The following is a 22,455-nucleotide window of genomic DNA, read 5'->3' as shown; positions in this document are numbered from 1 at the left end:
GAAACGGAAACCGGCGGCAGACACCGCCGGTTTCCACAGCATCCGCTTATTCGTTCGGCGGGGTGGTCGCCTTGGCTTCACTGCCGAAATTGCCATCGGCTTCGGCCGCCAGGTAGGCGAACACCGTGTACGCCGCCACGTTCTGCGCCAGCGCCGCCGGTTCGATCTTGTCCAGCGTGTCGTCGGCGGTGTGGTGCAGGTTGAAGTAGTCGGTTCCGTCCTGCGCCAGCCACGCCCATGCGCCGCCCTTGGCGGCCAGTGGGCCGATATCGGGGCCCGGGCCACCCTTGTCCGGGGCGTACTCGATGCCCAGCGGCTTGAGCACCTCGGCAATCTGGGCGGTCGCCTGGCGCGAGCCTTCCGGGTTCGGCGACCCGGTATTGAACGCATAGATGCGGCCGGCACCGAAGTCGCTCTCGGCGGCCAGCTGGTGCAGCACGATGTCCTTGGCATGCGCTTCGGCGTAGGCCTTGCCGCCGTACAGACCCTGTTCCTCGTTGGCGAACGCCACCACGCGGATGCTGCGCTTGGGCGCCTGCTTGAGCTGGCCGATCAGGTGGCCGGCGGCCATCGTCAGCGCCACGCCGGCGCCATCGTCGATCGCGCCGGTGCCCAGGTCCCAGGAATCGAGGTGGCCACCAATGACCACCACTTCCTTGGGCAGGCTGCGCCCGGTGATCTCACCGATCACGTTGTACGAGGTGGCGGTGCCATCCCAGCCGCAATCCAGGCTGAGCTTGAGCTTGGTCGGCCCCAGCGCGACCAGCCGCGCCAACTGGTTGGCATCGGGCACCGACAACGCCGCCGACGGCACCGGGGTCAGGCCGTCATCGAAGCGGGTGATGCCGGTATGCGGCACGCGGTGCGAATCGGTACCGGCCGAACGCATCACGAAGCCCACCGCACCCTTGCGGATCGCCTCGGACGGGCCTTTGCTGCGCACCGCGCCGCCCTTGCCGTAGTCGCGGCCGTCGCGGTAGGCGGTCATCTGGTAATCCACGAAGGCGATCTTGCCCTTGAGCGAGCCTTCCGGCGCGGCCTGCAGCGCGGCCAGGTCAGCGAAGCGCACCACCTCGGCCTCGACCGTACCGCCCGGGCTGCCGCCCAGCGCGGTGATGCTCAGCGGCTGTGCATGCTTGCCCACCACCTGCGCGTGTTCACTGCGGCGTTCCCACTTGGGGAAGGTCACCGGCTCTTTCCACACCTTGTCAAAGCCCAGTGCCTTGAACTTGGCTTCGGCCCAGGCCACCGCGCGGGCGTCGGCCTCGCTGCCGGCAATGCGGGGGCCGATCTCGGTCGTCAGCGATTCGACCACCTTCCAGCCGGTGTCGTCCTTCAGGGCCTGCTCGCGCAGTTCAGCAGCGGTGGCCAGCGATTTCGGCGGCAGGGTGGTGGTGCCCGTCGCCGCGAACGCCGGGGCGGCCAGCAGGGCGAGGGAAGATGCGATGGCAAGGACGCGGCGACGCATGGGACGGACTCCGGGGGGAACAGGGCGGAAGCCCCCGAGCTTAGCAGCCTGCCCGCGCCGCACATGGGCGGGAGGTCATGGTTGGGCGAATGCTGTTTTCCACCGGTGGGGCAGGGCGACGACCAACGGTCGTCGCCTACCGGCGCGGAGCGGTAGGTACCGACCGTTGGTCGGTACGCCATGCCAAGGTAGGTGCCGACCGTTGGTCGGTACGCCTTTTACCGCTTCAGGTTGTCCCGGATCTCCCGCAGCAGCACGATCTCTTCCTTCGGCGCCGCCGGTGCCGCTTCCTTCTTGCGCGCCAGGCGGTTGATCACCTTGACCACCATGAAGATCGCGAACGCCACGATCAGGAACTGCACCAGCGTATTGAGGAAATCGCCGTAGCCGATCACCACGGCAGGGATCTCCGTGCCATCGGCGGCCACGCGTGCCGGCGCCAGCGTCCAAGCCAGTTCGGAGAAGTCCACCCGGCCAATGGCCCAACCCAGCGGCGGCATGATGATCTTGTCCACCAGCGCGGTGACGATCTTTCCGAACGCCGCACCGATGACCACACCGACCGCCAGGTCGATGACGTTGCCACGCATGGCAAATTCCTTGAACTCAGTCAGCATTCCCATCGGGTTCTCCTGTAGCGGGGATAGCAAAGGTCGCCGCAGCGTAACGCGGCGCGTGTCGTCATCCGGCGATGATGCCGTGGCGTTCGGCCACGTTTTCCAGGCGCGCGCTGAAACGATCGCCCGGCTTCAGTGCGGCCACGCCGGCCGGCGTACCCATGAACACCAGGTCGCCCGCACGCAGGGCCCACAGCTTGGACAGCTCGTGCAGGATCTCCGGCACGTTCCAGATCATCTGGTCCAGCAGTGACTGCTGGCGCACTTCGCCATTGATTTCCAGCGACAGGTTGAGCGCGGCAAGATCGCCCACTTCACCGGCCGGCACCAGTTCGCTGACCGGTGCGGAATGATCGAACCCCTTGGCCGAATCCCACGGGTGGCCCTTGGCCTTGGCCGCCGCCTGCAGGTCGCGGCGGGTCAGGTCGAGGCCCACGCCGTAGCCGAACACCAGCGCCTCGGCCTGGTCGAGCGGCAGCTCGCCGGCGGGCGCGTCACGGCCGATCGCCACCACCAGCTCCACTTCGTGGTGCAGGTCCTGGGTGGAAGGCGGGTAGGGGATCACATCGTCATGGCCAACCACGATCGCATCGGCCGGCTTGCTGAAGAACATCGGCCGGCCGCGGTCATCGGCGGCGGGCACCGCAGCGCCCATTTCCTTGGCGTGGTCGGCGAAATTGCGGCCGACACAGTAGATGCGGCGCACCGGAAACGTACCGCCACCGGCGACCGGAATACGGGGTTGTTCGGGGGCCGGGATTACATCAGACATGCGCGCGTCCTGTGGGAAGGGGTCGCACGAGTGTATTCCGCCACGTCGCAAATCGAGTAGTGCCGACTGTTAGTCGGCAACCCAGCCAAACCCGGCAAACCGGCCAAACCCACTCAACGCGACAGCGGCAACGCCTGCTTGCGCACCACGCGGTACTCGCCTTCCACCACCTGCGGATCGGCCGCACGCGCGGCCTGCTTTCGCGAAGCCAGCAGCTTCCATGCCACGCCGGCGATGATCATCGCCGCGCCCACGAACACACCCACGAACACCAGGGCGGCCAGGATCGCCAGACCCAACAGGCCCACCGCAACGCGCACCAACGGATGGCGCGGCTTGCGCGGCGCAAACAGGGAGCGGAACTGGTTGAACTGGAAGCGGTTGTACATGGCGGTTCTTTGGCTGAAGTCAGCGAGATGTCAGTATCCCGGCAGTCTTTTGTCATTGAGTGAAAAACTCGTTAAACGGAGCCTGCGTTTATTTGAAATCAATGACTTGTGTTCATCGCAGAGCCAGCCAGATGAGGGCGTGAGACAATCGCGTACCGTGCCCTGGATGCTGTTTCCATGTCTGTTTCCGATGCCTCCGCCACTGCCCTGATCGCGCTGGAACATATTGTCGACGGGGGATTTGCCGAGGTGGAGGGATGCATTGACGGCGACCACGAGTCGCTGGTGCTGTACCGCGACGGCGACGATGTGCGCGGCTGGCTCAACATCTGCCCCCATGCCGGGCGCCGGCTGGATTGGGCGCCGGGCCAGTTCCTCAAGAGCAAGGCTGGCGAGCTGGTCTGCGCCGCGCACGGCGCATCGTTCTCGCTGACCGATGGCGAATGCGTAGCGGGCCCGTGCAAGGGCGACCGGTTGCGGAGCGTGGCGCTGGAAGTGCGGGACGGGCAGGTTTTCCTGGCGTGAGGCATGCCGACCAACGGTCGGCATCTACCCGTTCCATGCCGACCAACGGTCGGCATCTACCGGTAGGTACCGACCGTTGGTCGGTACACCACTCAGAACATCAGGTTGATCATCGCCACCACCACGATGGTGTAGATCAACGACAACGGCGCGCCCACCCGCCACAACTCGCGCGGGGTGTAGTTGGCCGGTCCGGTGATCATCGAAATCACCGGGTTTGAAGCGGTCATCAGGTTGTTGGACGCCGACAGCGCCACGATCAGCGCGAACGCGGTCGGGCTGCCTCCGGCCGCCAGCGCCAGGTTCACGGCAATGGGCACCATCACGATGGTCGCGCCTACATGGCTGATCACCAGCGAAAACACCGTGGTCAGAAGCGCCAGCGCGATCTCCAGCACCCACACCGGAATGCCGGTAGGCAGGCGGTCGATGGTGTGCCCGGCCACCCAGGCCGCCGCGCCGCTGCTGTCCATCGCCCAGCCCAGCGGAATCAGCCCGGCCATCATGAACACCGTTTTCCAGTTGATCGAGGCATACGCCTCGTCCATGCGCAGCACGCCGGTGAGCAGCATGCCGGCCACGCCGGTCATCAGGGTCAATGCCACCGGCAGCTTCGAGGTCAGCGCGATCAGGATCGTGATGGCGAAGATCGACATGGCGATCTTGAACTTGTGCGGGCGCTGTTCGCCCTTCGGGTAATCGGTGACCACCACGAAGTCGCGGCTCTTGGCGGCTTGGGCCAGGTCGGTCCAGATGCTGTGGAACACCAGCATGTCGCCGGCGCGCAGCGGCACGTTGCGCACGTCCTCGCGGATCACCTGCTTGTCGCGGTTGATCGCCAGCAGGCTGATGCCGCGCTGCTTGCGCAGGCGCAGGTCCGAGGCGCTCTTGCCGATCACCTCGGAGGTGGGCGGAATCACCGCCTCGGAAATGCCCGCGCGGCTGGGGTTGAACAGGTCGCCCAGGTGCTTCAGCCGCGAAGACATGCGCAGGAACTGGTTCTGGGCGAAATCGCCTACCTGCTGGCGGCTGCCCATCACGCCCAGCACGCTGCCCACCCAGATCCGCATTTCCGCCGGCGGTGCCAGCCGGGTGTCGTTGCCGGTTTTGAGCGCCAGCATCAGCGGCGCATCGTGCAGGTTCTCGGCCTCGCCCAGGGTCATGCCCACCAGCGGGCTTTCGGCGCTGACCACCAGCTCGAACACATCGCCCTCGATCCCGTAGGTCTTGGCGAAGTAGCTTTCCGTGCGGGCCGGGGTGACGCCGTCGTTGGCCAGCGTTTCTTCCTCCACCAGCTTGCGGTCGCCGAAGTAACGGAAGTACAGCAGCGACGCGGCCAGCAGCGCCAGGCCGATCGGCAGCGGCGCAAACATGCGCAGCGGTTCGATCGTGGCCAGGCCCGAAGGAAGATTGTTGTTGGCCGAGGCCAGCAGATCGTTGAGCAGGATCAGCGGCGAATTGCCGACCATGGTCAGCGCGCCGCCCATCACGATCGCCGCGGCAATCGGCAGCAGCAGGCGCTGCAGGGTCAGCCCGGTGCGCGCCACCAGCCGCGAGGCCACCGGCAGGTACAGTGCCATCACCGATGGGTTCTGCATGAACGACGAATTCAACCCGGCAATGGCCGTGGTCATCATCAGCAAGCGGGTTTCAACGCCATGTCCGCGCCGCAGCAGCCACGCCGCCAGCCTGTTCAGCGCCCCGGTGCGATCCAGGCCGGCACCGAGGATGGTGGTGGCGATGATGCTCATCACCGCGTTACCCGAGAAACCGCCGAAGATTTCCTCCGGCGCGATCAGGCCAGTCACGCCCAGCACCACCAGCACCACCAGCGCCACCACGTCGGCGCGGATGCGCTCGAACAGGAACATCGCCATCGTGAAGCCGACCAGCCCCAGGACGAGCTTCATGTCGGTGGTCAGCGTCAGCGTGGTGTCCATGGGGTAACGCGGTTCCTTGGATAGGGATCAGGTACGGTCGTACAACAGGTCCCACACCCCGTGACCCAGCTTCTGGCCGCGGGTTTCGAAGTGCGTCTGCGGCCGCCACTCCGGCCGCTCCACCTGCCCGCGCGGACCGGCGCGGTTGACCAGCCCCGGGGTGGCGTCCAGCACCTCCCACATCTGCTCGGCATAGTCTTCCCAGTCGGTGGCGCAGTGCAGCCGGCCACCCACGCGCAGCTTGCGCACCAGCAGTTCCGCAAACCCCGGCTGGATCAGGCGGCGCTTGTTGTGGCGCTTCTTGTGCCACGGGTCCGGGAAATAGATGCGCACTTCATCCAGCGCGCCATCGGTGATTTCCTTTTCCAGCACCTCCACCGCATCGTGGTGGTACAGGCGCACGTGGTCGGCGTTGTCGTCGGCCAGTGCATTGAGCAGCCGGCCCACGCCGGGTGCGTGCACCTCCAGCCCGATGTAATCGCGGCTCGGATCCTGCTGCGCGGCAAAGCGCAGCGCGGCGCCGTTGCCGAAGCCGATCTCCAGCACCTTCAGCGCATCGCGCCCGAAGGTGGCATCCAGGTCGCGCGGCTCGCCGGTGAAGTCCAGGCCAAAGCGCGGCCAGCGGTCGTCGAACGCGCGCTGCTGGGCGGGGGTGAAGCGGCCCTGGCGCAGCACGAAGCTGCGCACCTCGCGGCGGCCTTCGGTGACGGTGAAGGGTTTGGGCGGCGCCTTGGCGCCCGCGCTGTCGAAGGGATTGGTCATCAGCCGATCAACCCGTCCACCGGCGAAGACGCGCTCGCATAGCGCTTGCGCGGAATGCGCCCGGCCAGGAACGCCTCGCGCCCGGCTTCAACCGCCTTGCGCATCGCGCTGGCCATCAACACAGGGTTGCGCGCGCCGGCAATGGCGGTGTTCATCAGCACGCCATCGCAGCCCAGCTCCATGGCAATGGCCGCATCCGACGCGGTGCCCACGCCGGCATCGACGATGATCGGCACCTTGGCGCTTTCGATGATTTCCAGCAGGTTGTACCTGTTCTGGATGCCCAGCCCCGAACCGATCGGTGCGGCCAGCGGCATCACCGCCACGCAGCCGATCTCTTCCAGCCGCTTGGCCAGGATCGGGTCATCGGAGGTGTAGACCATCACCTCGAAGCCGTCCTTGACCAGCGTTTCGGCGGCCTTGAGGGTCTGCACCACGTCCGGGTAGAGGGTCTTCTGGTCGCCCAGCACTTCCAGCTTGGTCAGGTTGTGGCCATCGAGCAGTTCGCGCGCCAGCCGGCAGGTACGCACCGCGTCTTCGGCGGTGTAGCAGCCGGCGGTGTTGGGCAGGATGGTGTAGCGGTCTGGCGGCAGCACATCCAGCAGGTTCGGCTCGCCCGGGTTCTGCCCGATGTTCGTGCGGCGGATCGCCACGGTCACGATCTGGGCCCCGGCCGCCTCGGTGGCGATGCGGGTTTCGTCCAGGTCCTTGAACTTGCCGGTCCCGGTCAGCAGCCGGGAAGCGTAGGTCTTGCCGGCGATCACCAGCGAATCGGGGGAAGAATGAGCAGTCATAAGCGAATTATCACACAGCCCACTGCCGCACAGACCCGGTAGCGCCGGCCGTTGGCCGGCCCACGCGGACCGTGAATCGTCACCCGCCGCCCAATGCGTGCACGATCTCGACCACGTCGCCGTCCTCGAGCACGTGGGTCGCGTGCAGGCTGCGGGTAACGATTTCGGCATTGATCTCCACCGCTACCCGGCGCTCGGTGAGGTGTTCGGCCTGAAGCAGGTCCAGCACGGTGGCACTTTGCGGAAGCTGGCGGGGTTCGCCGTTGAGCGTGATGTTGACGAAGTTCATGGCGCGATTGTCCCCCAAAGTCGTCACTTCTGCGTACCCTTGCGCCCCCACCGATGCCCGTCCCGGCGCTTGGTGTCTGACGTCTGCGTGCCCCTGGCCCCGGCCATGCCGCAGCGCAGCGTGATGTCGCCGGGGTGCAGTGGAACCATGGCACCGTGCGCCGCCGTACGTCGGCCGTCATCACCCAAAAAGGAGTTTTTTCCATGCTGCTCAGCAAGCGTCCCCTGCGTTCCCTGATGGCCGTGGCCATCGCCCTGGCCGCCGTGCCGGCGATGGCGCAGTCGCCCTATTCGAAGACCATCTTCATCGGCGACAGCCTGACCGACCAGGGCTACTTCCGCCCGCTGCTGCCGGCCTCCGTGCAGCCGGTCACCGGCCAGTTCACCACCAACCCGGGTTGGGTATGGGCGCAGTACGTGGCCGACTACTACGGCACCAACGCCACTGCGCACGGCAACGGCCAGAATGGCGACAACTACGCCATCGGCGGCGCCCGCGTCGGCGTGGACAGCACCCAGACCCTGGCCCCGGGCACCCCGGCCATTCCGGTCTACTCGCTCAAGACCCAGACCGCGCAGTACCTGGCCGCGAACGGCGGCAAGGCCGACGCCAACGCCCTGTACACCGTGTGGGGCGGCGCCAACGACCTGTTCGCCATCCAGGCCGGCGCACCGCTGCAGGCCACCCTCGGCGCGGCCGTGACCGACCAGGTCGGCATCGTGGGTACCCTCAAGGGCGCCGGCGCGCAGTACATCGTCGTGCCGACCCTGCCCGACATCGGCCTGACCCCGGCCGCACGCGCCGGCGGCGCGGTGGGCATGGCGCAGGGCACCGCGCTGGCCAAGGCCTACAACGATGCGCTGTTTGGTGGCCTGAAGGCTGCCGGCCTGCAGGTCATCCCGGTGGATACCTTCCACATCCTGCAGGAAATCGTCGCCAGCCCGGCCACCTACGGCTTCATCAACGTCACCAGCCCGGCCTGCACCACGGCCTCGTCGCTGACCTGCAACCCGACCGCCTACGCCAACCCGAACGCGGCCAACAACTACGTGTTCGCCGACGGCGTGCACCCCACCACCGCCACCCACCAGATGCTGGGTGAGTACACCCTGTCGATCCTGGAAGCCCCGCGCAACCAGCAGATCCTGACCCACTCGGCGCAGACCGTGGGCCGTGCGCGCGCCGACCAGGTCAGCGGGCACCTCGACGGCCGTCCGGCCGATGGCCTGAGCTGGTGGGGTGGCCTGCGCGGCGACATGCAGCGCTACGACCACGCTGACCTGTACGACGGCCTGGCCCCGGCCGGTCTGTTTGGTATCGACTGGGCCCACGACGGCATGGTCGTCGGCGGCTTCGCCGGCTATGGCCGCATGGATGCCGACTTCGGCAACAGCAAGGGTGATTTCACCCAGTCCGACACTACCCTGGGCCTGTTCGCGGGTTGGTACGGCGAGAAGACCTGGGTCACCGGCCAGATCAGCTACAGCTGGCTGGACTATGACGTGACCCGCCGCGTGCAGCTGGGCCCGGCCGAGCGCACCCACACCGGTTCGCCGGAAGGCAGCAACCTCACCGCCGCGCTGAACGCCGGTTACGAATTCGGCACCGAAGGTGGCTTCCGCCACGGCCCGGTGGCTGCGGTGATCTGGCAGCAGGTCAAGCTGGATGGCTACGTGGAATCCAACCCGAGCGCCACCGCGCTGGGCTACGGCAACCAGGACACCGACTCCACCGTGGGCCGCGTGGGCTGGCAGGCCCGCTTCGACGGCGGCAGCGTCAAGCCGTACGTGCAGGTCACCTACGACCACGAGTTCGAAGACGGCAAGCAGGCCAGCGCCTGGCTGCAGACCATGCCGGACGTGGGCATGTACAAGGTGCCGGGCCTGGAGTTCGACAAGAACTACGCCACCGCCGTGCTGGGTGCGCGCATGAGCATGTTCGGCCTGAACAGCAATGTCGGCATGAGCACCACTGCGGCACAGAAGCGGGCACGCGACATCAGCCTGTTCGCCACGGTGAGCGGCAGCTTCTAAGCCGGAAGCCGGCGGTGCACGGCCAAATTCGCCGTGCACCCACCCGGTAGGGCACGACCATTGGTCGTGCCGAAAGCAACGGGCGGCCGCAAACCGCCCGTTGCCTTTTTACCGCTCCGGCGCATAAACTTGCCCGGCACCAAGCGGGTGTAGCTCAATGGTAGAGCTGTAGCTTCCCAAGCTACTGACGAGGGTTCGATTCCCTTCACCCGCTCCATGTCTCCCAAGCGTCGCGGTGTTTTCGCCCGCTCCGCAATCTCAGGCCCGCTCCGCAATTCACCGCGTTGGAGTCGCCTTCGAACCCCTCTTCTTCATCACATAGATCTCCGTCGTCGTCACCGACGAATGGCCGAGCTGTGCCTGCGCTTGGCGAATGTCCTGGGCAGAATCGGCCTTGTCCGTGCCGGCCTTCGCGCGCAGATCGCGGAACTGGAAGTCCGCGCTCTTGACCCCGGCGTCCCTGCGGGCCTTGTCGAACCGGTAGCGGAGCGCGGCTCGCCCGAGCGCCAAGCCGCTGTCATCAACGATCAGCCGCGTGCTGTACGGCTTCCCCCTGCCATTCGGCAGCTTGGCCTGCTTGCGCGCCGCGATGCGGTTCAGCAGCGCGGCGAGCTCCCCCGTCACCTCCATCGTCACCCTTGTTGTCGGTCTTCGCCTGCTGAATGACCAGGCCGCGCGCTGTGATGTGCCGAACGTCCATGGCCCAGGCATCGCCGACACGCTGCCCGGTCAGGTAGGCAAGGTCCATGGCGTCGCGCAGTGCTGCGTCGGCGTGCTGGTACACCGCCTGGAATACCTCGTCCTCAACATAGACCACTCGCCCGGTCTCCTTATTGCGGCGGATGCCCTCACAGGGGGTGGGCAGGTCGGTTACGCCCTTGCCACGCGCCCAGTTCCAAATATGCGAGAACAGTAGACCTCTCGATTGGCAATCACCTTGGACGGACGCCAGTCCAGGTACTGCCTGATGTTGATCGGGCGTATGACTTCGAACGGCGCCGGTGCACGTCGAAGAAGCTTAGAAGCGCGCTGATGCACCGGTTGTTTAGCCGCTAGGTGCTGAGCGCCTTGGTGGGGACAACTTCCGCCTGGTAGCGCTGGGCGACGAGGCGGAACGTCACGACAGCGGCTGCCGGGATCGTGCTGGCGTGCTCAAACTCCGCCCACTTCTTGATCGCCACGCCGTAGTCGCTCCAGAGGGGCGTATCCTTGCGCGGCTTGCCGCAGCGGTCGTAGTAGTAGTGGATCACGCCCGACTTTTGCCCGCGCGAGCGGACCCGGGGGATTGCCCCCGGCTTCTTCGGCTTCCTTCCCCATCACGCTACCTTGCTGGGGTCCATGTCGGTGGCTGCTTGGCAGCTGCAGCCGTTCCTTCAACGCTGGAGCGCAGCACGACCGGCCAGTCGTAGGCGTCTAGGTAGTGCGTGATTCCATTTTTTCGCAGAAATGCAGCTTGGCGCGCGCGCTTGGGGAGTGCGGCACAGGCTGGCGATCTCGTCGCGGGATAGGATTATTTCAACCATTGGCCGCCCTCCCTTCGCCCGGCATCGGCAGGCGCATCTGGATAACGTTGTCCGCTGGCGAAACGGTCGCGGGCAGCACCTTCCTAGCGGTACGGGGAGCCCGGTTGAGCCGCCGCCATTCGGCCAAGGCGGCGTCCGGCTCGGCGTGCTTGCCGGTAGCCCGGCAGCGGCATTCGACCAGATGGCCCCCCCGGCGGCGAGTCCGCGCAGATCGTGGATATGGCGCGCGCTGTGACCGGCGGCGCAGGGCGGAAGCGGCTCGGGGTGCCTGATGTGTCTTTGCGTCATATGTTTTTCCACGTGGATGTTGCCACGGCTTAGTCGGCGACACGCGGTGCCTGAGCCTGCGTGGTCAGGTTTGGCGAACCCACGCCGCTGGATGCAGAAAGGGGTAGCATCTGAGAGGACATTCCCCGACCTCGATATGATTTATGGCTTTCGCGCCCCACATCCCGCACGGACGTCAGTCTTTTCACCTTCGCTCTTGGCAGGACTTGGTCGCCAAACTTACATTTGAGACGGAGGAATTTGAGCGGACCCGTTTGATTGATCGTGAGGCGGAGTTCAGGACCTTTCGCGCCGTTAACGGGGCTGTTACTGCTTGGCACATCGGAGACTGGCTTTGGGACTGGATGGCCAGGCGTGCGCCGCAATACTTCGGGCCCGCAGCCGAACATGTCGGAAGGTCGGTTAGTGCCGAACGCGACACCAAGAGGATCGCCGCCTTGTTGTCCTCCGGGATGGCGGCGAAACATCGAGATTTGGCCATTTGTCGAACAATCACCAACGCGTACAAACACGTGAGAAGCACTCGCTTTCCCGATGTCCTCACGACGCATCCCGTTCACGTGCTTCAGCTTGTCCCGGGCACCAACCGAGCTAGTGGCGAGTCCTGGCACGATTTGAGAGTCTTCTCCGATGGCCAAGTTCTCGACGTGGCCGATGTCTTGAAGGGAGCGGCGGCTGCTTGGACTGTACTGTTCAGGGATTGTGGGCTTTGGTCTATCCGCGACGGATGGGCAGTGGATGCGCGGGCCTAGACTCGTTTGCAGAGCGAGCGTTTCCAGTTTCATGCGGCCGACGCCAATTCAAACGTTGCCATATCGAGATTGGCCTCGGCCAATGCGCGCAGCGGTGGTGGGCTGACGCTGTTGCCGACCATGCGCACTGCGGCGCTCGGGGTGAGCGGTGTGCTGTTAGCGGTGCGGTTGATGATGTAACCCGCAGGGAGGCCCTGAGCCTGGTACAGCTCATGCGGCTTGAGCATGTGCAGTCCAATATCGACGACATAGGGCGTTCCCCTGATCACCACCGTGACCAGCGCACGCCGGTCCTTCGTGGTGACGGTGTCGACCGGGTCGGCCAAGCTGGGCACATTCGCGCCGGTCCCGTAGTACTTCACCAGTAAGGCGGCGACACGCAGCGCGCCCGTCTCTTGCTCAGGACTGAGCTTGCACTCCACCACGGCCTAATTGCCCGCGCTGTTGATGGTCGGTACAGGCTGGTCGGCGGCCGCACCCGGGTGCGCGCTGGCGTTAGTCATCAGGTGCGCGATGACCAGCAGCTGCTGGCTGCCGCTGGCCGTAATCGTGCTGACGGGATGGCGAGCGTCGCGCCCGCCGCCTTCGTAGAAGGCCCCATTGGCTTGCTCAAGGAGCGCGGTTGCCAACGCGTGGTGCTCCCCCCTGCGCCGCGATGGTGGCAAGCGGTCCTGCGATTTGGCGCCGGCCAAGTTGTTGCGCAGCGTGCGCGTCCTTCAAGTGCAGTGTCTTGCTACCGTCGTCGTTGATTTCGACACGGTCCACTGAAAAACGAAACACCAGCAAGTCCTCTGCTCCAGATGCAAGAGGGCAAAGGCGCTGGCGTTAATCGCATTCGTTTAGCACTACCAAACTGAAGGTTATTCACATATAGTTCACATCCTTTCCCTACCACGGATTGCAGGGCGGCGCGATGAGTAAATACACTTGGATTGGCTGGTACAACGCGTGCGTGAAATACAGTTGGAGGATCATTGGCTCCCATCTGTTCTTTTTGGGGGTGGTAGGCCTGGTCGCGTATTTTACCTACGGTGTTTTCCAACAGGTGCCCACAGGTGTCAATGAGGTGTCCACTAAGGCTTCCGTGGTTCAGACTGGAGCTGTCGTCATTGGCCTCTTTTCTATTGTTCTCGCGGCCCTCCAAGTTCGGGTGAACGCCAGTTGGAACAAGGTACTTTCCTACCATAATCACTTCGGTGAGCTAATCACTCCTGACGTCCTACAAAAGCTTGAAGAAGTAGCGCGCGCTAAGGAATTTGAGGCAAATCTGAAGGCGGGAACAGCTATTTGTGAGAACACTGCGAAAGCGATTTTCGAGCATGGGCATTCAGATCGAGTGGTAAGTTGCTACCTCGACGAGTTTGAGGAGTTTGCCTGTGCAGTTAATGCAGGTGTTGTTGATGACGAGTATGCCTATCAGCTGGAGGGTACGCGTGTCGCGCGAGTGTGGACTGTCTTCCGCAACTATGTTCAGCATTGTCGATCCGCCCCAGCAAGCTCTCCTACTGTATACAAGCAGCTTCAGGCGCTGGCGCATCGCTGGAAAGACCGAAAGGAACATGAACAGAAGGCCAGAGAAAGGGCGCAGCGTAGGAAGGAGAGGAAGGGTGCCATCGGCTCACAGGTGTAAAACGTGCTAAAGTGAAACCGCTCCAACCCACAGACCGCCAACCGGAGAGCGCCATGAACGACAAGAACGGCTGGTAAGCCGCTGTCCTTCATCACCCTCGATGCATCCCCGAAGCCCCGCATCTTGCGGGGCTTCGGCATTCTGATGTCCCAAAAAAATGGCGTGCCGCCCTGCCAAGCGCTGCGGACTGGCCTGTTGTGGTCGTCTACCTCGAGACTCAAGTAAGCGGGGCGGAAGCTTTCGCGCGCCCTTAACGTTGCCATGGCGGTGCCAGGTGGAGGTTCTGCCCGAGACGGAAAGATCCAGCGAGGGGCTGTGCAGGATGACCGAGTGGGGCGTGAGGGCGAGACCTACTTTATGCGGCGATTTTTCCCGTTAGGTCAGCCGGGCAAATTAAGCTTGGGGCTATCATGTGTAGCTCCGAGGCACGGCGTTTCACTTGTTCGTAATAGACCAGTCCCTCGCAATAGGTCGGCACTCCAAAATTGAGCGATTCAATTTCCGGAGCGCCATCGTAAGCAAGCATCCATGGTGCCTTCATGCTCCGCCAACTTAGCGAGGCGAGCGTGATCGCCGGGCCGGGAGAAGCTCAGATAGAGATCACGGCCTTGGGCGAATAGCGTCGCAAATGCCAAACCGATCTGAGGGGCTGTCTTGTCATGTCGGTCGGTCGGCGGCATCTTTTGTCGGATTTACCCTTCGATCCCCTGGGAGCCGTCGGCCACCATGTGGGCTATGGTCTGGAGCGGCGTGATGACTGCAAAAGACGTTTTTGGCGTCTTCATCCGGGGCTATTGCTCTGTGATCGAGCTGCAGCCGACGATGTCGTGCAAAGCGGCAAGAGACGCGATCATCGATGCGCAGGCCGGAAATCTTTATGACGTCTGGTCGCAGCCAGGCGACCTGCTCAGGGAGGCGCAGTGTGAGTTCTCACGGAAGAAGACGGTGCAATCGAGTGATGAGGGCTCGACTCGATCACTCTAACGGCGCCGGACGCGGGCGAACCTGATTCCGCGTGCAGCCAGCACAATCTCTTCGGCGCTGCAACACTCGGGTTGCTGGTGGTGCCATTCCTTTGCGGAGCCAATTGAGCCGCCAGGAGCTCCCGCTTTGGCCCTGACACTGCGATATCAATCTTCTTGCACTGCATTAACCCGGTTGCGGTGACCATCCACCCGTCGGCGTCCTGCGCCATCGGTGGAGCATTCCCATGCCTGGTACCAACAAGTCCATCCTGCTGCAGGCCAACGAGGCCATCGTTGGGGGCGACCATGAAGGATTCCTTTCCCATTGCACGGACGACATCCGCTGGACGACGGTGGGCGAGGGTACGCTGGAAGGGAAGGAGGCGGTTCGGCAATGGATGAAGGGCGCCTACGCCACTCCACCGCAGTTCAAGGTTGATCACCTCATTGCCGAGGACCACACGGTGGTAGCACTCGGCACCATCGTGGCCAACGGCGATGATGGCCAGCCAACGGAGTTCACCTACAGCGACGTGTGGCGCTTCCGGGACCGGAAGATGGCCGAACTGCGCGCGTTTGTTGTTCCAACAGGGAAGTCGCGGTAGCCCTAACTGTCTGCGCAGTTGAAGCGTTGCAGGATTCCCGGAACCTGCAGGGAAATCTCCCGGGCGAGGAAGCCCAATGGGCCGACCGACCCGGCAAGCAGGCGACCGGCCTCGCCATGCGTCCACACGCCCCACAACGCAGCCTCCATCGGCGTTGCACCACGGGCGGCGAAGCCGGTGATGAGCCCGGCGAGTGCATCACCCGAACCGGAGGTGCCGAGGCCGGGACCTCCGCCCTCGTGAATCCACGCCTCTCCATCAGGCCCGACGATCAACGTGCGCGGTCCCTTGAGCACCACCACGCTGGAGGTGTCACTCGCCATCTTGACGGCATGCTCCAGCGGGCTGCGCTCCACGTCTTCTTTGCGCCCGCCGCACATGAACGCCATCTCGCCCGCATGCGGGGTGAGGATGAACGGCGCCCCCACGGCTGCGCACACGCCGCCGTTGAGCGCGCCCGCGTCGAGCACCACGGTCGCCTTCATCTGATGCAGCCGTCCCGTAAACCGGGTCAGGAACGGCGTGGCGCGCATGCCCGGCCCGACGAGGACGGCGTCGCACTGCTCCAGGGCGGCCTGCAGGGCAGGGCTGCCGGGCGCTATCTCGCCGGTGGCGTCCTCCGGCAGGCCGATTACCAGCGCTTCGGGAACGGCCACCCCCAGGGCCGTGGCACAGGAACGCACCGTCGCGATCTGCAGCTTGCCCGCCCCGGCGCGCAGCGCCGCCTCCGCAGCCAGCAGTGCCGCACCTGGAACCTGCACGGAACCGCCCACGACGCACAGCCGCCCGCGGTCCTCTTTGCTGGTGCCCGGCGCCGGCAGGGGCATCGCTTGCAGCGCGGCCGGCGTCAGGTCACGAACCACAGGCCGGTCCATTTCAGCGCGCTCCGGCCGGCGTATCCGGCGCGCCCGTGCGGCCCTGCTGTTCCAGCTCGGCAGGAACGAAGTTGGTGGTCACCAGTTCCAGCGCATCACCGGCATCAGATGCCCGGTATTCGGTGACCCCGCAGTTGGGCACATCGCCCTCGCGGTCGATATCGAGAATCGCGCGCTCATCCAGTCCTTCCAGCAGATACCGCATGCAGTTCACGATCACCTGATGGCCCACGACCATGACGTTGGCACCCACATGGCTGCGCTGCAGGTCGCCAATCACGCCACGCAGGCGCAGGATGACGTCGCACCAGCTCTCGCCACCGGGCGGCCGGAAATAGAACTTTCCGACCAGTTTGCGCTGCTCGGCCAATTCGGGGAACGTCGCGCGGATGCCGCTGGAGGTGTATCGGTCCAGCACCCCGAATTCTTTTTCGCGCAGGCGCTCATCCACGATCAAGGCGCTGCTGGGATGCCCAAGTACCGCCGCAACGGCCTCGGCGGTCTGGCGTGCCCGCACATAGGGAGACACCAGCACCACGTTCGGGCGATCTGCTTCGGGCATCTTCGCGACCCAGTCCGCCAACGCGGCCGACTGGCGTTCCCCCAGCGCAGAGAGGGGCACATCGGCATCGCGGTGCTCCAGTTCGATCAGCGTGATGCCTTCGGCTTCGGCGTGGTCACGCGCCACGTTGCCTGCACTCTGCCCGTGGCGAACCACCCAGATCCGGTCCGGCCATCGAGCCGTGACGCCTTCCATCGCGCTTTTCTGGTCCACCTGCATCTCCCGGCTGCCTGCGCGATCGCGTCGCGTCGTTCCAACACACGCTAGAGGGGCACTTGTTAGCCATGCGCGTAGCATCGTGAAGACCGGCTACACGTGCCGGACACGTGCTCCCGGCCTGCCGCCTCTGCGGCAGTGCCGCGGCGTCGCGATGCCGTCATCTGCACGCGCTCACTGCACGCTATGCTTCGCGCTTTCCCCCACCCTGCACATGCCGCCATGAAACTGGCCATCCTTTCCCGCAACAGCAAGCTCTACTCGACGCGGCGGCTGGTGGACGCGGCGCGTTCGCGCGGGCATACCGTGCGGGTGCTCGACCCGTTGCGCTGTTACATGCGCATTGCCGCCGACGGCTTCACCATGCATTACAAGGGCCGGCCCATCACCGGGGTGGATGCGGTGATTCCGCGCATCGGCGCCTCGGTGACCCGCTACGGCACCGCCGTGCTGCGCCAGTTCGAAATGATGGGGGCGGTTACCCCCAACCCGTCCGATGCCATCCTGCGAGCACGCGACAAGCTGCGCGCGCACCAGATCCTGGCCTCCAAGGGCATCGACATGCCGGTCACGGTGTTTGGCGACAACCCCGATGACACCGTGGACCTGCTCTCCATGCTGGGCCCGCCGCCGCACGTGGTGAAGCTCAATGAAGGCACCCAGGGCCGCGGGGTGATCCTGACCGAAAAGGCCAGCGCCTCGCGCGGCATCGTCGAGGCCCTGCGCGGGCTGTACGCCAATTTCCTGATGCAGGAGTTCATCGGCGAGGCCCAGGGCGCCGACCTGCGCTGCCTGGTGGTGGGCGACCACGTGGTGGCCGCCATGCAACGCCAAGCCCCGGACGGCGACTTCCGCTCCAACCTGCATGCCGGCGGCAGCGCCCGCGTGGCCAAGGCCACCCGGGCCGAGCAGCAGGTGGCGGTGCGCTCGGCCCGGGCGCTGGGGCTGGGGGTGGCCGGGGTGGACCTGATCCGCTCCAGCCGGGGCCCGCTGGTGCTGGAGGTCAACTCCACCCCCGGCCTGGAAGGGATCGAGGGGATCAGCCAGGACGACCTGGCCGGACGCATCATCGAACACGTGGCTGGGCAAGTGGTTGCTGCGAAAAAGCCCGCAAAATCAAAGTCTTGAATTTTAGTTCGGATCAGTGGGCCGGTTTTAACACCGGTTTAATCGCCCCCCGCGTAGGCTTCAAAGAACCGCAGCTCTGCCCTCCTCAGCAGATAACGGTAATCGGGAATGACTTCAGGCCCAGGCGGGATCCGTCTGGGCCTTTTTCTACCCGTGCCGTAGCTCACTTGCTGAGGTGAAGGCGTGGGGGCTACATTCGGCGTTCCGTTCAGTTGACTAAGGATTGGTTGAAATGAAGCGAGTGATTCTGGCCGCCGGGACCGCGGCCCTCCTGCTGGCGCTGGGTACCGCGCAGGCAGCCCCCAACGAAGAGGTTTTTGCGCGGAACAAGCCGCTGGCCGAGCAGATCCAGCGGATCGAAGTAGAAATGGGAGATGGCAAAACCTATTCCGAACTGCGCCTGGAAGACCGCAGCCGTGTCCGCGAAGCCTTGAGCCGTATGCATGGCGTGCTCGATCAGTACCCGGATCAGGCCACCCTTCCCGAACCCTCCAAGATCGCCCTGTTCAACGACCAACAAATTGTGAACACGATTTTGACGAAGGCGCGCGAAGATAGCCGCCAGGTCTGCGTGCGCGAAAAGACCACCGGGTCCCACCGCGCCACTACCCAGTGCATGACGGTTGCCCAGCGTCAGCGCGCCAAGGACGACGCGCAGAAGAACCTGACCAACGCTCAGCGCACGGGTCAATCCATTTTCTAGAGGTCACATGCGAATTCTTGTAATTGAAGACAACAGCGACATCGCCGCCAACCTGGGCGACTACCTCGAAGACCGCGGCCACACCGTGGACTTCGCCGCCGACGGCGTGACCGGCCTGCACCTGGCGGTCGTGCACGAGTTCGACGCGATCGTGCTGGATCTCAATCTGCCGGGCATGGATGGGATCGAGGTCTGCCGCAAGCTTCGCAATGAAGCACGCAAGCAGACCCCGGTGCTCATGCTGACCGCACGGGATTCGCTGGACAACAAGCTGGCCGGGTTCGACTCCGGTGCCGACGACTACCTGATCAAGCCGTTCGCGCTGCAGGAAGTGGAAGTACGTCTGAACGCCCTGTCGCGCCGCGGCAAGGGCGTGCAGACCCGGGTACTGGAAACCGGCGACCTGGAATACAACCTCGATACCCTCGAGGTTCGCCGCCAGGGCAAGCTGCTGCAGCTCAACCCTACCGCGCTGAAGATCCTGCAGGCGCTCATGGAGGCGGCCCCGGCCGTGGTGACCCGCCAGGAGCTGGAAACCCGCGTGTGGGGCGAAGAGCTGCCCGATTCGGATTCGCTGCGCGTGCACATCCACGGCCTGCGCGCCGTGGTGGACAAGCCGTTCGAGGTGCCGTTGATCCAGACCCGCCATGGCATCGGATACCGCATCGCCGCCCCGGAAGCCTGATCCGGTGACGGGCAGGGGGGAGCGCCGCCGGGGCCCGTACCGGCGCCGGCTGCGCAGCCGCATCATCGTCTCATTCGTGCTGTTGGGCTTCTGCCTGACAGCATTGTTTGCCTTCGCCACCAACCTGGCCCGCGCGCGCGTGGAGAACCAGCTGGTCGAAGATGTGATGAACCGCAACATCAACGAGTACGCGCGCCGCTACTTCGCTGATCCCTCGCGCAACCCCGACCTTCCCGTGCAGCAGATGCGCGCGCGCATCGTGGGGCCGGACAAGTTCGAAGCGCTGCGCCAGGAAGAGCCGGACTGGTACGAATTCCGCGATGGCATCCACGGCCTGAGCGGCGTGGACGAGCGGGGCAACCCCTTCTCCTACAAGCTGGCGGTACGCAAGACCCCCGACGCCTGGTTCTTCCTTGCCTACGACATGACCGAAAGCCTGCGCGGCGCAGAGCAGTTGAACCGCGCGCTGTTCTTCTCGGTGCTGGTGTTCAGTGCGTTGTCGCTGGTGCTGGGCTGGTGGTCCGCCTCGAAGGTGATGAAGCCGGTATCCGACCTGGCCGCGCGCCTGCGCGCTTATCGGGGCGGTACAAGTGACCCCACGCCTTTGGCGCCACGTTTCCCCGACGACGAAGTGGGGCAGCTGGCGCAGGCGCTGGATGACTATTCGGCCCGGCTCACCGAAGTGGTACAGCGCGACCGCGAATTCAACGCCGACGTCAGCCACGAGCTGCGCACCCCGCTGGCCGTGATCCGCGGTGCCACCGAGCTGCTGCTGACCCGGCCGGACTTGGACCCCAAGGTGCTGCAGCGCCTGCAGCGCATCCAGCGTGCCGAACAGCAGTGCACCGACCTGATCGGCGCGCTGCTGCTGCTCTCGCGCAACGAGCGCGGGCAGGGCAGCAGCAACGTGGCGCGGGTGGCCGAGCAGCTGCTCGATTCGCACCGCGCCCAGCTGGGCGGCAAGCCGCTGGAGCTGGTACTGGAGGGCGACCGCGAACTGGTCATCGATGCCCCGGAATCGGCGCTGTCGGTGGCACTGGGCAACCTGATCGGCAACGCCGTGAAGTACTCGCAGGAAGGCTCGGTGCGGGTGCTGGTCACCGGCAACCGGGTTGAAGTGATCGACAGCGGCCCGGGCCTCAGCGCCGAAGATGCGGCCAAGCTGTTCCAGCGCGGCTATAGAGGCACCCACGCCGGCCACTCGCAGGGCGGCGGTATCGGCTTGTCGATCGTGAGCCGCCTGTGCGATCTGTATGGTTGGCAGGTCAATGTGCGGCCAGGCGAAACCCGGGGCGTGGTGGCCACGCTGACGTTCGCCCCGGCGGGCTGACCGACACCCGTGCTGCCAACTGGCACGGGACCGCCAACTGGGACCGCTCCGCCAGTTGTCACCGCCCGGGGCCGCTCCGCCGTAGAGCCACGCCCTGCGTGGCTGCTCTTCGCCGGACACCGCGCCAGCCACGCAGGGCGTCGCTCTACCGTGTGTGCCGTCTTAAAGTGCGACAGGCTCACCTTACAAGGACGTGGATGATCAGCTTTGACGATTCGATGAACAACTGCCTTTTCTACTTTGAACAGGCAGCGAAAACCATTTCAGGTGGGCCTGAGCACGCGGCCCAGCAATTCGAAGCTTTTTATGCCGCGGCTTGGGAGCTCAGGCAGGAGATTATGGTTGGATCGTCGCTACTCGCTTGGGACAGGGTGTCCGTGACGCTTCGCGAGAGCATTGAACATCTGGTTTCAGTCGCCACGGACCTTCCGAAGGAGGCGTTTGCCGGGTATGACGCCAATGAGCTGTTTCATCCTGCCTGGGTGCAAGTCAGGGATGCGGCGACCCGGTTTCTGGCTGCCGCCGAAGCTGAGCGGCCTCAGGTGGGGGAGGGAAGTGAGTTCGGGGGCGTTCCATGAAGCGACAAAGGGCCCGTGCCATCGTTGATGCCTCACCACTCACACCGGCGGGCATCCGAAGGGTGGTGCTGTCCGTCTTTCCACGCAGGCATGACTACGGTGACTTTGATCTCGCTGATCTCGTCACGGAGCTGGCGGAGTTTGGTATCACCACGGTCAAGCCTCTCCGTCTTCTCATGAAGAAGCACAGGAAGCAGATACTTATCGATGAAAGGGTAAAGATGCCTCGCGCGGAAGCGCTTTATCTGGCAAGTGAGTACAACCCGGCGGGGGTGGACCTTCACTCGAACACATCCTGGTACGCGGTACCGGGGTTGGTCAGGCAGGCAATGGAAAAGGAATTCGGTTGGGATGCCGTAATCGGCAATCAGGAAGTGCGGCCGCAAGACCACGCTGGCCAGCCCTAAGGTCTGCTGCTTGCCATGCTCCGGTAGGCCGCATCCAGCCGCTCCACTTCGGCCTGCAGATGATCCGGGTGCCCATCATTGACTACCACGTCATCCGCCAGCGCCAGGCGCTCCTCGCGACTGGCCTGCGCCGCAATCATCCGGTCGGCCAGATCGGCCGTGGTGCCATCGCGCTGCATCAGCCGCGCATGCTGTACCGCCACCGGCGCATCCACCACCAGAATCCGGTCCAGCCAGGGGTACTGCTGGCGGCCGCCCGCTTCGGCCAGCAGCGGGATGGCCGCAATCGCATAGGGGCTCCCGGCCTGCTCACAGGTCTGCCGCAGCAGCTCGCGGATGGCAGGGTGGGTAATGGCTTCCAGCGCTTGCCGTTCCTGTGCGGAGCTGAAGATGCGCTCGCGCAGCGCAGCGCGGTCTAGCTGGCCATCGGCCAGCAGGATTCCGGAACCAAAGTGCGCCACGATCCGGGCCAGGCCATCGCTGCAAGGAGCCACCACAGCGCGGGCGGCCACGTCGGCATCGGCGATGGTGATGCCCAGCGCCTCGAAGCGCCGGGTTACCTCGGTCTTGCCGGCGGCCACGCCGCCGGTCAATCCAATCACGAACTGGCTCATCGCTG

The 22,455-nt window shown here is 64.9% G+C and carries 24 protein-coding genes, 1 tRNA gene and 2 pseudogenes; 12 read left to right on the top strand and 15 right to left on the bottom strand.

The features are described from left to right. Positions 1 to 46: 46 nt before the first annotated feature. From ACQG3P_RS10720 to ACQG3P_RS10705, 4 genes are all read right to left on the bottom strand, one after another. Positions 47 to 1,468, bottom strand: a complete 1,422-nt coding sequence (locus ACQG3P_RS10720; RefSeq protein WP_426805022.1) for a M28 family peptidase — start codon at positions 1,466 to 1,468, stop codon at positions 47 to 49. Between the two features lie 218 nt (positions 1,469 to 1,686). Next, positions 1,687 to 2,091, bottom strand: a complete 405-nt coding sequence (gene mscL / locus ACQG3P_RS10715) for a large-conductance mechanosensitive channel protein MscL (RefSeq protein ID WP_184126686.1) — start codon at positions 2,089 to 2,091, stop codon at positions 1,687 to 1,689. Positions 2,092 to 2,149: 58 nt separating this feature from the next. Continuing rightward, entirely contained in the window at positions 2,150 to 2,857 is a 708-nt protein-coding gene (locus ACQG3P_RS10710; RefSeq protein WP_093533691.1) for a fumarylacetoacetate hydrolase family protein, read from the bottom strand. A 113-nt stretch (positions 2,858 to 2,970) separates the two neighbouring features. Further along, positions 2,971 to 3,246: a hypothetical protein gene (locus ACQG3P_RS10705; RefSeq protein ID WP_093533692.1), complete on the bottom strand. Its 276-nt coding sequence runs from the start codon at positions 3,244 to 3,246 to the stop codon at positions 2,971 to 2,973. Positions 3,247 to 3,423: 177 nt separating this feature from the next. Between ACQG3P_RS10705 and ACQG3P_RS10700 the strand changes: the two genes are divergently transcribed. Continuing rightward, the gene (locus tag ACQG3P_RS10700; protein ID WP_426805021.1) at positions 3,424 to 3,771 is read left to right on the top strand and encodes a Rieske (2Fe-2S) protein; all 348 of its coding nucleotides are present in this window, start codon (positions 3,424 to 3,426) and stop codon (positions 3,769 to 3,771) included. A 92-nt stretch (positions 3,772 to 3,863) separates the two neighbouring features. Here the strand turns inward: ACQG3P_RS10700 and ACQG3P_RS10695 are convergent, their stop codons facing one another. The 4 genes from ACQG3P_RS10695 to thiS form a co-directional block, all read right to left on the bottom strand. Next, positions 3,864 to 5,711 carry an SLC13 family permease gene (locus ACQG3P_RS10695; protein ID WP_184126688.1) on the bottom strand — a complete coding sequence of 616 codons (1,848 nt, stop codon included), beginning with the start codon at positions 5,709 to 5,711 and terminating at the stop codon, positions 3,864 to 3,866. A gap of 27 nt (positions 5,712 to 5,738) precedes the next feature. Next, positions 5,739 to 6,473 carry a tRNA (guanosine(46)-N7)-methyltransferase TrmB gene (gene trmB, locus ACQG3P_RS10690; protein WP_426805020.1) on the bottom strand — a complete coding sequence of 245 codons (735 nt, stop codon included), beginning with the start codon at positions 6,471 to 6,473 and terminating at the stop codon, positions 5,739 to 5,741. Further along, positions 6,473 to 7,267: a thiazole synthase gene (locus ACQG3P_RS10685; protein ID WP_068853829.1), complete on the bottom strand. Its 795-nt coding sequence runs from the start codon at positions 7,265 to 7,267 to the stop codon at positions 6,473 to 6,475. Before ACQG3P_RS10685 ends, trmB begins: the two co-directional genes overlap by 1 nt. Positions 7,268 to 7,346: 79 nt before the next feature. Then, on the bottom strand, positions 7,347 to 7,556 hold the full coding sequence (gene thiS / locus ACQG3P_RS10680) for a sulfur carrier protein ThiS (RefSeq protein WP_095363624.1): 210 nt from the start codon (positions 7,554 to 7,556) through the stop codon (positions 7,347 to 7,349). A gap of 203 nt (positions 7,557 to 7,759) precedes the next feature. Between thiS and ACQG3P_RS10675 the strand changes: the two genes are divergently transcribed. Together ACQG3P_RS10675 and ACQG3P_RS10670 are read left to right on the top strand one after the other, a co-directional pair. Further along, a complete protein-coding gene (locus ACQG3P_RS10675; protein WP_306987629.1) occupies positions 7,760 to 9,589 on the top strand; it encodes an autotransporter outer membrane beta-barrel domain-containing protein in 1,830 nt (609 codons plus the stop codon). Positions 9,590 to 9,732: 143 nt separating this feature from the next. After that, positions 9,733 to 9,806: transfer RNA gene (locus tag ACQG3P_RS10670), tRNA-Gly, on the top strand. Positions 9,807 to 9,865: 59 nt separating this feature from the next. Here the strand turns inward: ACQG3P_RS10670 and ACQG3P_RS10665 are convergent. The 4 genes and pseudogenes from ACQG3P_RS10665 to ACQG3P_RS10650 all read right to left on the bottom strand — a co-directional run bounded on the left by ACQG3P_RS10665 (position 9,866) and on the right by ACQG3P_RS10650 (position 12,781). After that, positions 9,866 to 10,875 (bottom strand): annotated as a pseudogene (locus ACQG3P_RS10665) (tyrosine-type recombinase/integrase). Positions 10,876 to 10,910: 35 nt separating this feature from the next. Further along, positions 10,911 to 11,112: pseudogene (locus tag ACQG3P_RS10660) on the bottom strand (DUF4224 domain-containing protein). A gap of 1,069 nt (positions 11,113 to 12,181) precedes the next feature. After that, positions 12,182 to 12,574, bottom strand: a complete 393-nt coding sequence (locus ACQG3P_RS10655; RefSeq protein WP_426805019.1) for a hypothetical protein — start codon at positions 12,572 to 12,574, stop codon at positions 12,182 to 12,184. Between the two features lie 6 nt (positions 12,575 to 12,580). Further along, positions 12,581 to 12,781 (bottom strand): hypothetical protein, encoded by a 201-nt coding sequence (locus ACQG3P_RS10650; protein ID WP_426805018.1) that lies wholly within the window; start codon positions 12,779 to 12,781, stop codon positions 12,581 to 12,583. A 284-nt stretch (positions 12,782 to 13,065) separates the two neighbouring features. On the opposite strand from ACQG3P_RS10650, the gene ACQG3P_RS10645 reads away from it, so the two are divergent. The 3 genes from ACQG3P_RS10645 to ACQG3P_RS10635 all read left to right on the top strand — a co-directional run bounded on the left by ACQG3P_RS10645 (position 13,066) and on the right by ACQG3P_RS10635 (position 15,352). After that, positions 13,066 to 13,782, top strand: coding sequence for a DUF4760 domain-containing protein (locus ACQG3P_RS10645; RefSeq protein ID WP_217539408.1), 717 nt, complete (start codon positions 13,066 to 13,068; stop codon positions 13,780 to 13,782). Between the two features lie 753 nt (positions 13,783 to 14,535). Then, the gene (locus ACQG3P_RS10640) at positions 14,536 to 14,766 is read left to right on the top strand and encodes a hypothetical protein (RefSeq protein ID WP_426805017.1); all 231 of its coding nucleotides are present in this window, start codon (positions 14,536 to 14,538) and stop codon (positions 14,764 to 14,766) included. Positions 14,767 to 14,992: 226 nt separating this feature from the next. After that, positions 14,993 to 15,352, top strand: a complete 360-nt coding sequence (locus ACQG3P_RS10635; protein WP_426805016.1) for a nuclear transport factor 2 family protein — start codon at positions 14,993 to 14,995, stop codon at positions 15,350 to 15,352. Between the two features lie 2 nt (positions 15,353 to 15,354). On the opposite strand, the gene ACQG3P_RS10630 is transcribed toward ACQG3P_RS10635, so the two are convergent. Together ACQG3P_RS10630 and ACQG3P_RS10625 are read right to left on the bottom strand one after the other, a co-directional pair. Further along, positions 15,355 to 16,227: an NAD(P)H-hydrate dehydratase gene (locus tag ACQG3P_RS10630; RefSeq protein ID WP_426805015.1), complete on the bottom strand. Its 873-nt coding sequence runs from the start codon at positions 16,225 to 16,227 to the stop codon at positions 15,355 to 15,357. Position 16,228: 1 nt separating this feature from the next. Continuing rightward, complete coding sequence (locus ACQG3P_RS10625) at positions 16,229 to 17,008, bottom strand: histidine phosphatase family protein (protein ID WP_426805014.1); 780 nt, start codon at positions 17,006 to 17,008, stop codon at positions 16,229 to 16,231. 219 nt (positions 17,009 to 17,227) lie between these two features. Between ACQG3P_RS10625 and rimK the strand changes: the two genes are divergently transcribed. The 6 genes from rimK to ACQG3P_RS10595 all read left to right on the top strand — a co-directional run bounded on the left by rimK (position 17,228) and on the right by ACQG3P_RS10595 (position 21,836). Then, entirely contained in the window at positions 17,228 to 18,133 is a 906-nt protein-coding gene (rimK, locus tag ACQG3P_RS10620; protein WP_217538986.1) for a 30S ribosomal protein S6--L-glutamate ligase, read from the top strand. Between the two features lie 232 nt (positions 18,134 to 18,365). Next, the gene (locus ACQG3P_RS10615) at positions 18,366 to 18,836 is read left to right on the top strand and encodes a hypothetical protein (protein ID WP_095363630.1); all 471 of its coding nucleotides are present in this window, start codon (positions 18,366 to 18,368) and stop codon (positions 18,834 to 18,836) included. Between the two features lie 7 nt (positions 18,837 to 18,843). Beyond that, entirely contained in the window at positions 18,844 to 19,521 is a 678-nt protein-coding gene (locus ACQG3P_RS10610; RefSeq protein ID WP_017356179.1) for a response regulator transcription factor, read from the top strand. Continuing rightward, positions 19,484 to 20,851: a sensor histidine kinase gene (locus ACQG3P_RS10605; RefSeq protein WP_068853821.1), complete on the top strand. Its 1,368-nt coding sequence runs from the start codon at positions 19,484 to 19,486 to the stop codon at positions 20,849 to 20,851. The genes ACQG3P_RS10610 and ACQG3P_RS10605 overlap by 38 nt, the downstream gene beginning before the upstream one ends. 197 nt (positions 20,852 to 21,048) lie before the next feature. Beyond that, positions 21,049 to 21,429 (top strand): hypothetical protein, encoded by a 381-nt coding sequence (locus ACQG3P_RS10600; RefSeq protein WP_426805013.1) that lies wholly within the window; start codon positions 21,049 to 21,051, stop codon positions 21,427 to 21,429. After that, on the top strand, positions 21,426 to 21,836 hold the full coding sequence (locus ACQG3P_RS10595; RefSeq protein ID WP_426805012.1) for a hypothetical protein: 411 nt from the start codon (positions 21,426 to 21,428) through the stop codon (positions 21,834 to 21,836). Before ACQG3P_RS10600 ends, ACQG3P_RS10595 begins: the two co-directional genes overlap by 4 nt. Here the strand turns inward: ACQG3P_RS10595 and coaE are convergent. Further along, positions 21,833 to 22,450, bottom strand: coding sequence for a dephospho-CoA kinase (gene coaE, locus ACQG3P_RS10590; RefSeq protein ID WP_426805011.1), 618 nt, complete (start codon positions 22,448 to 22,450; stop codon positions 21,833 to 21,835). The two genes, ACQG3P_RS10595 and coaE, sit on opposite strands and share 4 nt — an antisense overlap. Between the last annotated feature and the right edge of the window lie 5 nt (positions 22,451 to 22,455).

This window comes from Stenotrophomonas sp. SrG (assembly GCF_050031795.1).
In the GTDB taxonomy this organism is placed as follows: Bacteria; Pseudomonadota; Gammaproteobacteria; order Xanthomonadales; family Xanthomonadaceae; genus Stenotrophomonas; species Stenotrophomonas rhizophila_A.
Note: the sequence above shows the minus strand (reverse complement) of the source record. Positions and strands in the feature narration are given on the sequence as shown.

Excerpts from the sequence above, each read along its gene's own strand:
- ACQG3P_RS10710 (WP_093533691.1), bottom strand. The coding sequence starts at position 2,857 with ATGTCTGATGTAATCCCGGCCCCCGAACAACCCCGTATTCCGGTCGCC.
- ACQG3P_RS10630 (WP_426805015.1), bottom strand. The coding sequence starts at position 16,227 with ATGGACCGGCCTGTGGTTCGTGACCTGACGCCGGCCGCGCTGCAAGCG.
- ACQG3P_RS10720 (WP_426805022.1), bottom strand. The coding sequence starts at position 1,468 with ATGCGTCGCCGCGTCCTTGCCATCGCATCTTCCCTCGCCCTGCTGGCC.
- ACQG3P_RS10610 (WP_017356179.1), top strand. The coding sequence starts at position 18,844 with ATGCGAATTCTTGTAATTGAAGACAACAGCGACATCGCCGCCAACCTG.
- ACQG3P_RS10600 (WP_426805013.1), top strand. The coding sequence starts at position 21,049 with ATGATCAGCTTTGACGATTCGATGAACAACTGCCTTTTCTACTTTGAA.
- ACQG3P_RS10685 (WP_068853829.1), bottom strand. The coding sequence starts at position 7,267 with ATGACTGCTCATTCTTCCCCCGATTCGCTGGTGATCGCCGGCAAGACC.
- ACQG3P_RS10625 (WP_426805014.1), bottom strand. The coding sequence starts at position 17,008 with ATGCAGGTGGACCAGAAAAGCGCGATGGAAGGCGTCACGGCTCGATGG.
- ACQG3P_RS10605 (WP_068853821.1), top strand. The coding sequence starts at position 19,484 with ATGGCATCGGATACCGCATCGCCGCCCCGGAAGCCTGATCCGGTGACG.
- ACQG3P_RS10705 (WP_093533692.1), bottom strand. The coding sequence starts at position 3,246 with ATGTACAACCGCTTCCAGTTCAACCAGTTCCGCTCCCTGTTTGCGCCG.
- ACQG3P_RS10595 (WP_426805012.1), top strand. The coding sequence starts at position 21,426 with ATGAAGCGACAAAGGGCCCGTGCCATCGTTGATGCCTCACCACTCACA.
- mscL (WP_184126686.1), bottom strand. The coding sequence starts at position 2,091 with ATGGGAATGCTGACTGAGTTCAAGGAATTTGCCATGCGTGGCAACGTC.
- ACQG3P_RS10645 (WP_217539408.1), top strand. The coding sequence starts at position 13,066 with ATGAGTAAATACACTTGGATTGGCTGGTACAACGCGTGCGTGAAATAC.
- ACQG3P_RS10640 (WP_426805017.1), top strand. The coding sequence starts at position 14,536 with ATGACTGCAAAAGACGTTTTTGGCGTCTTCATCCGGGGCTATTGCTCT.
- ACQG3P_RS10615 (WP_095363630.1), top strand. The coding sequence starts at position 18,366 with ATGAAGCGAGTGATTCTGGCCGCCGGGACCGCGGCCCTCCTGCTGGCG.
- ACQG3P_RS10695 (WP_184126688.1), bottom strand. The coding sequence starts at position 5,711 with ATGGACACCACGCTGACGCTGACCACCGACATGAAGCTCGTCCTGGGG.
- ACQG3P_RS10675 (WP_306987629.1), top strand. The coding sequence starts at position 7,760 with ATGCTGCTCAGCAAGCGTCCCCTGCGTTCCCTGATGGCCGTGGCCATC.
- thiS (WP_095363624.1), bottom strand. The coding sequence starts at position 7,556 with ATGAACTTCGTCAACATCACGCTCAACGGCGAACCCCGCCAGCTTCCG.
- ACQG3P_RS10635 (WP_426805016.1), top strand. The coding sequence starts at position 14,993 with ATGCCTGGTACCAACAAGTCCATCCTGCTGCAGGCCAACGAGGCCATC.
- coaE (WP_426805011.1), bottom strand. The coding sequence starts at position 22,450 with ATGAGCCAGTTCGTGATTGGATTGACCGGCGGCGTGGCCGCCGGCAAG.
- rimK (WP_217538986.1), top strand. The coding sequence starts at position 17,228 with ATGAAACTGGCCATCCTTTCCCGCAACAGCAAGCTCTACTCGACGCGG.
- trmB (WP_426805020.1), bottom strand. The coding sequence starts at position 6,473 with ATGACCAATCCCTTCGACAGCGCGGGCGCCAAGGCGCCGCCCAAACCC.
- ACQG3P_RS10700 (WP_426805021.1), top strand. The coding sequence starts at position 3,424 with ATGTCTGTTTCCGATGCCTCCGCCACTGCCCTGATCGCGCTGGAACAT.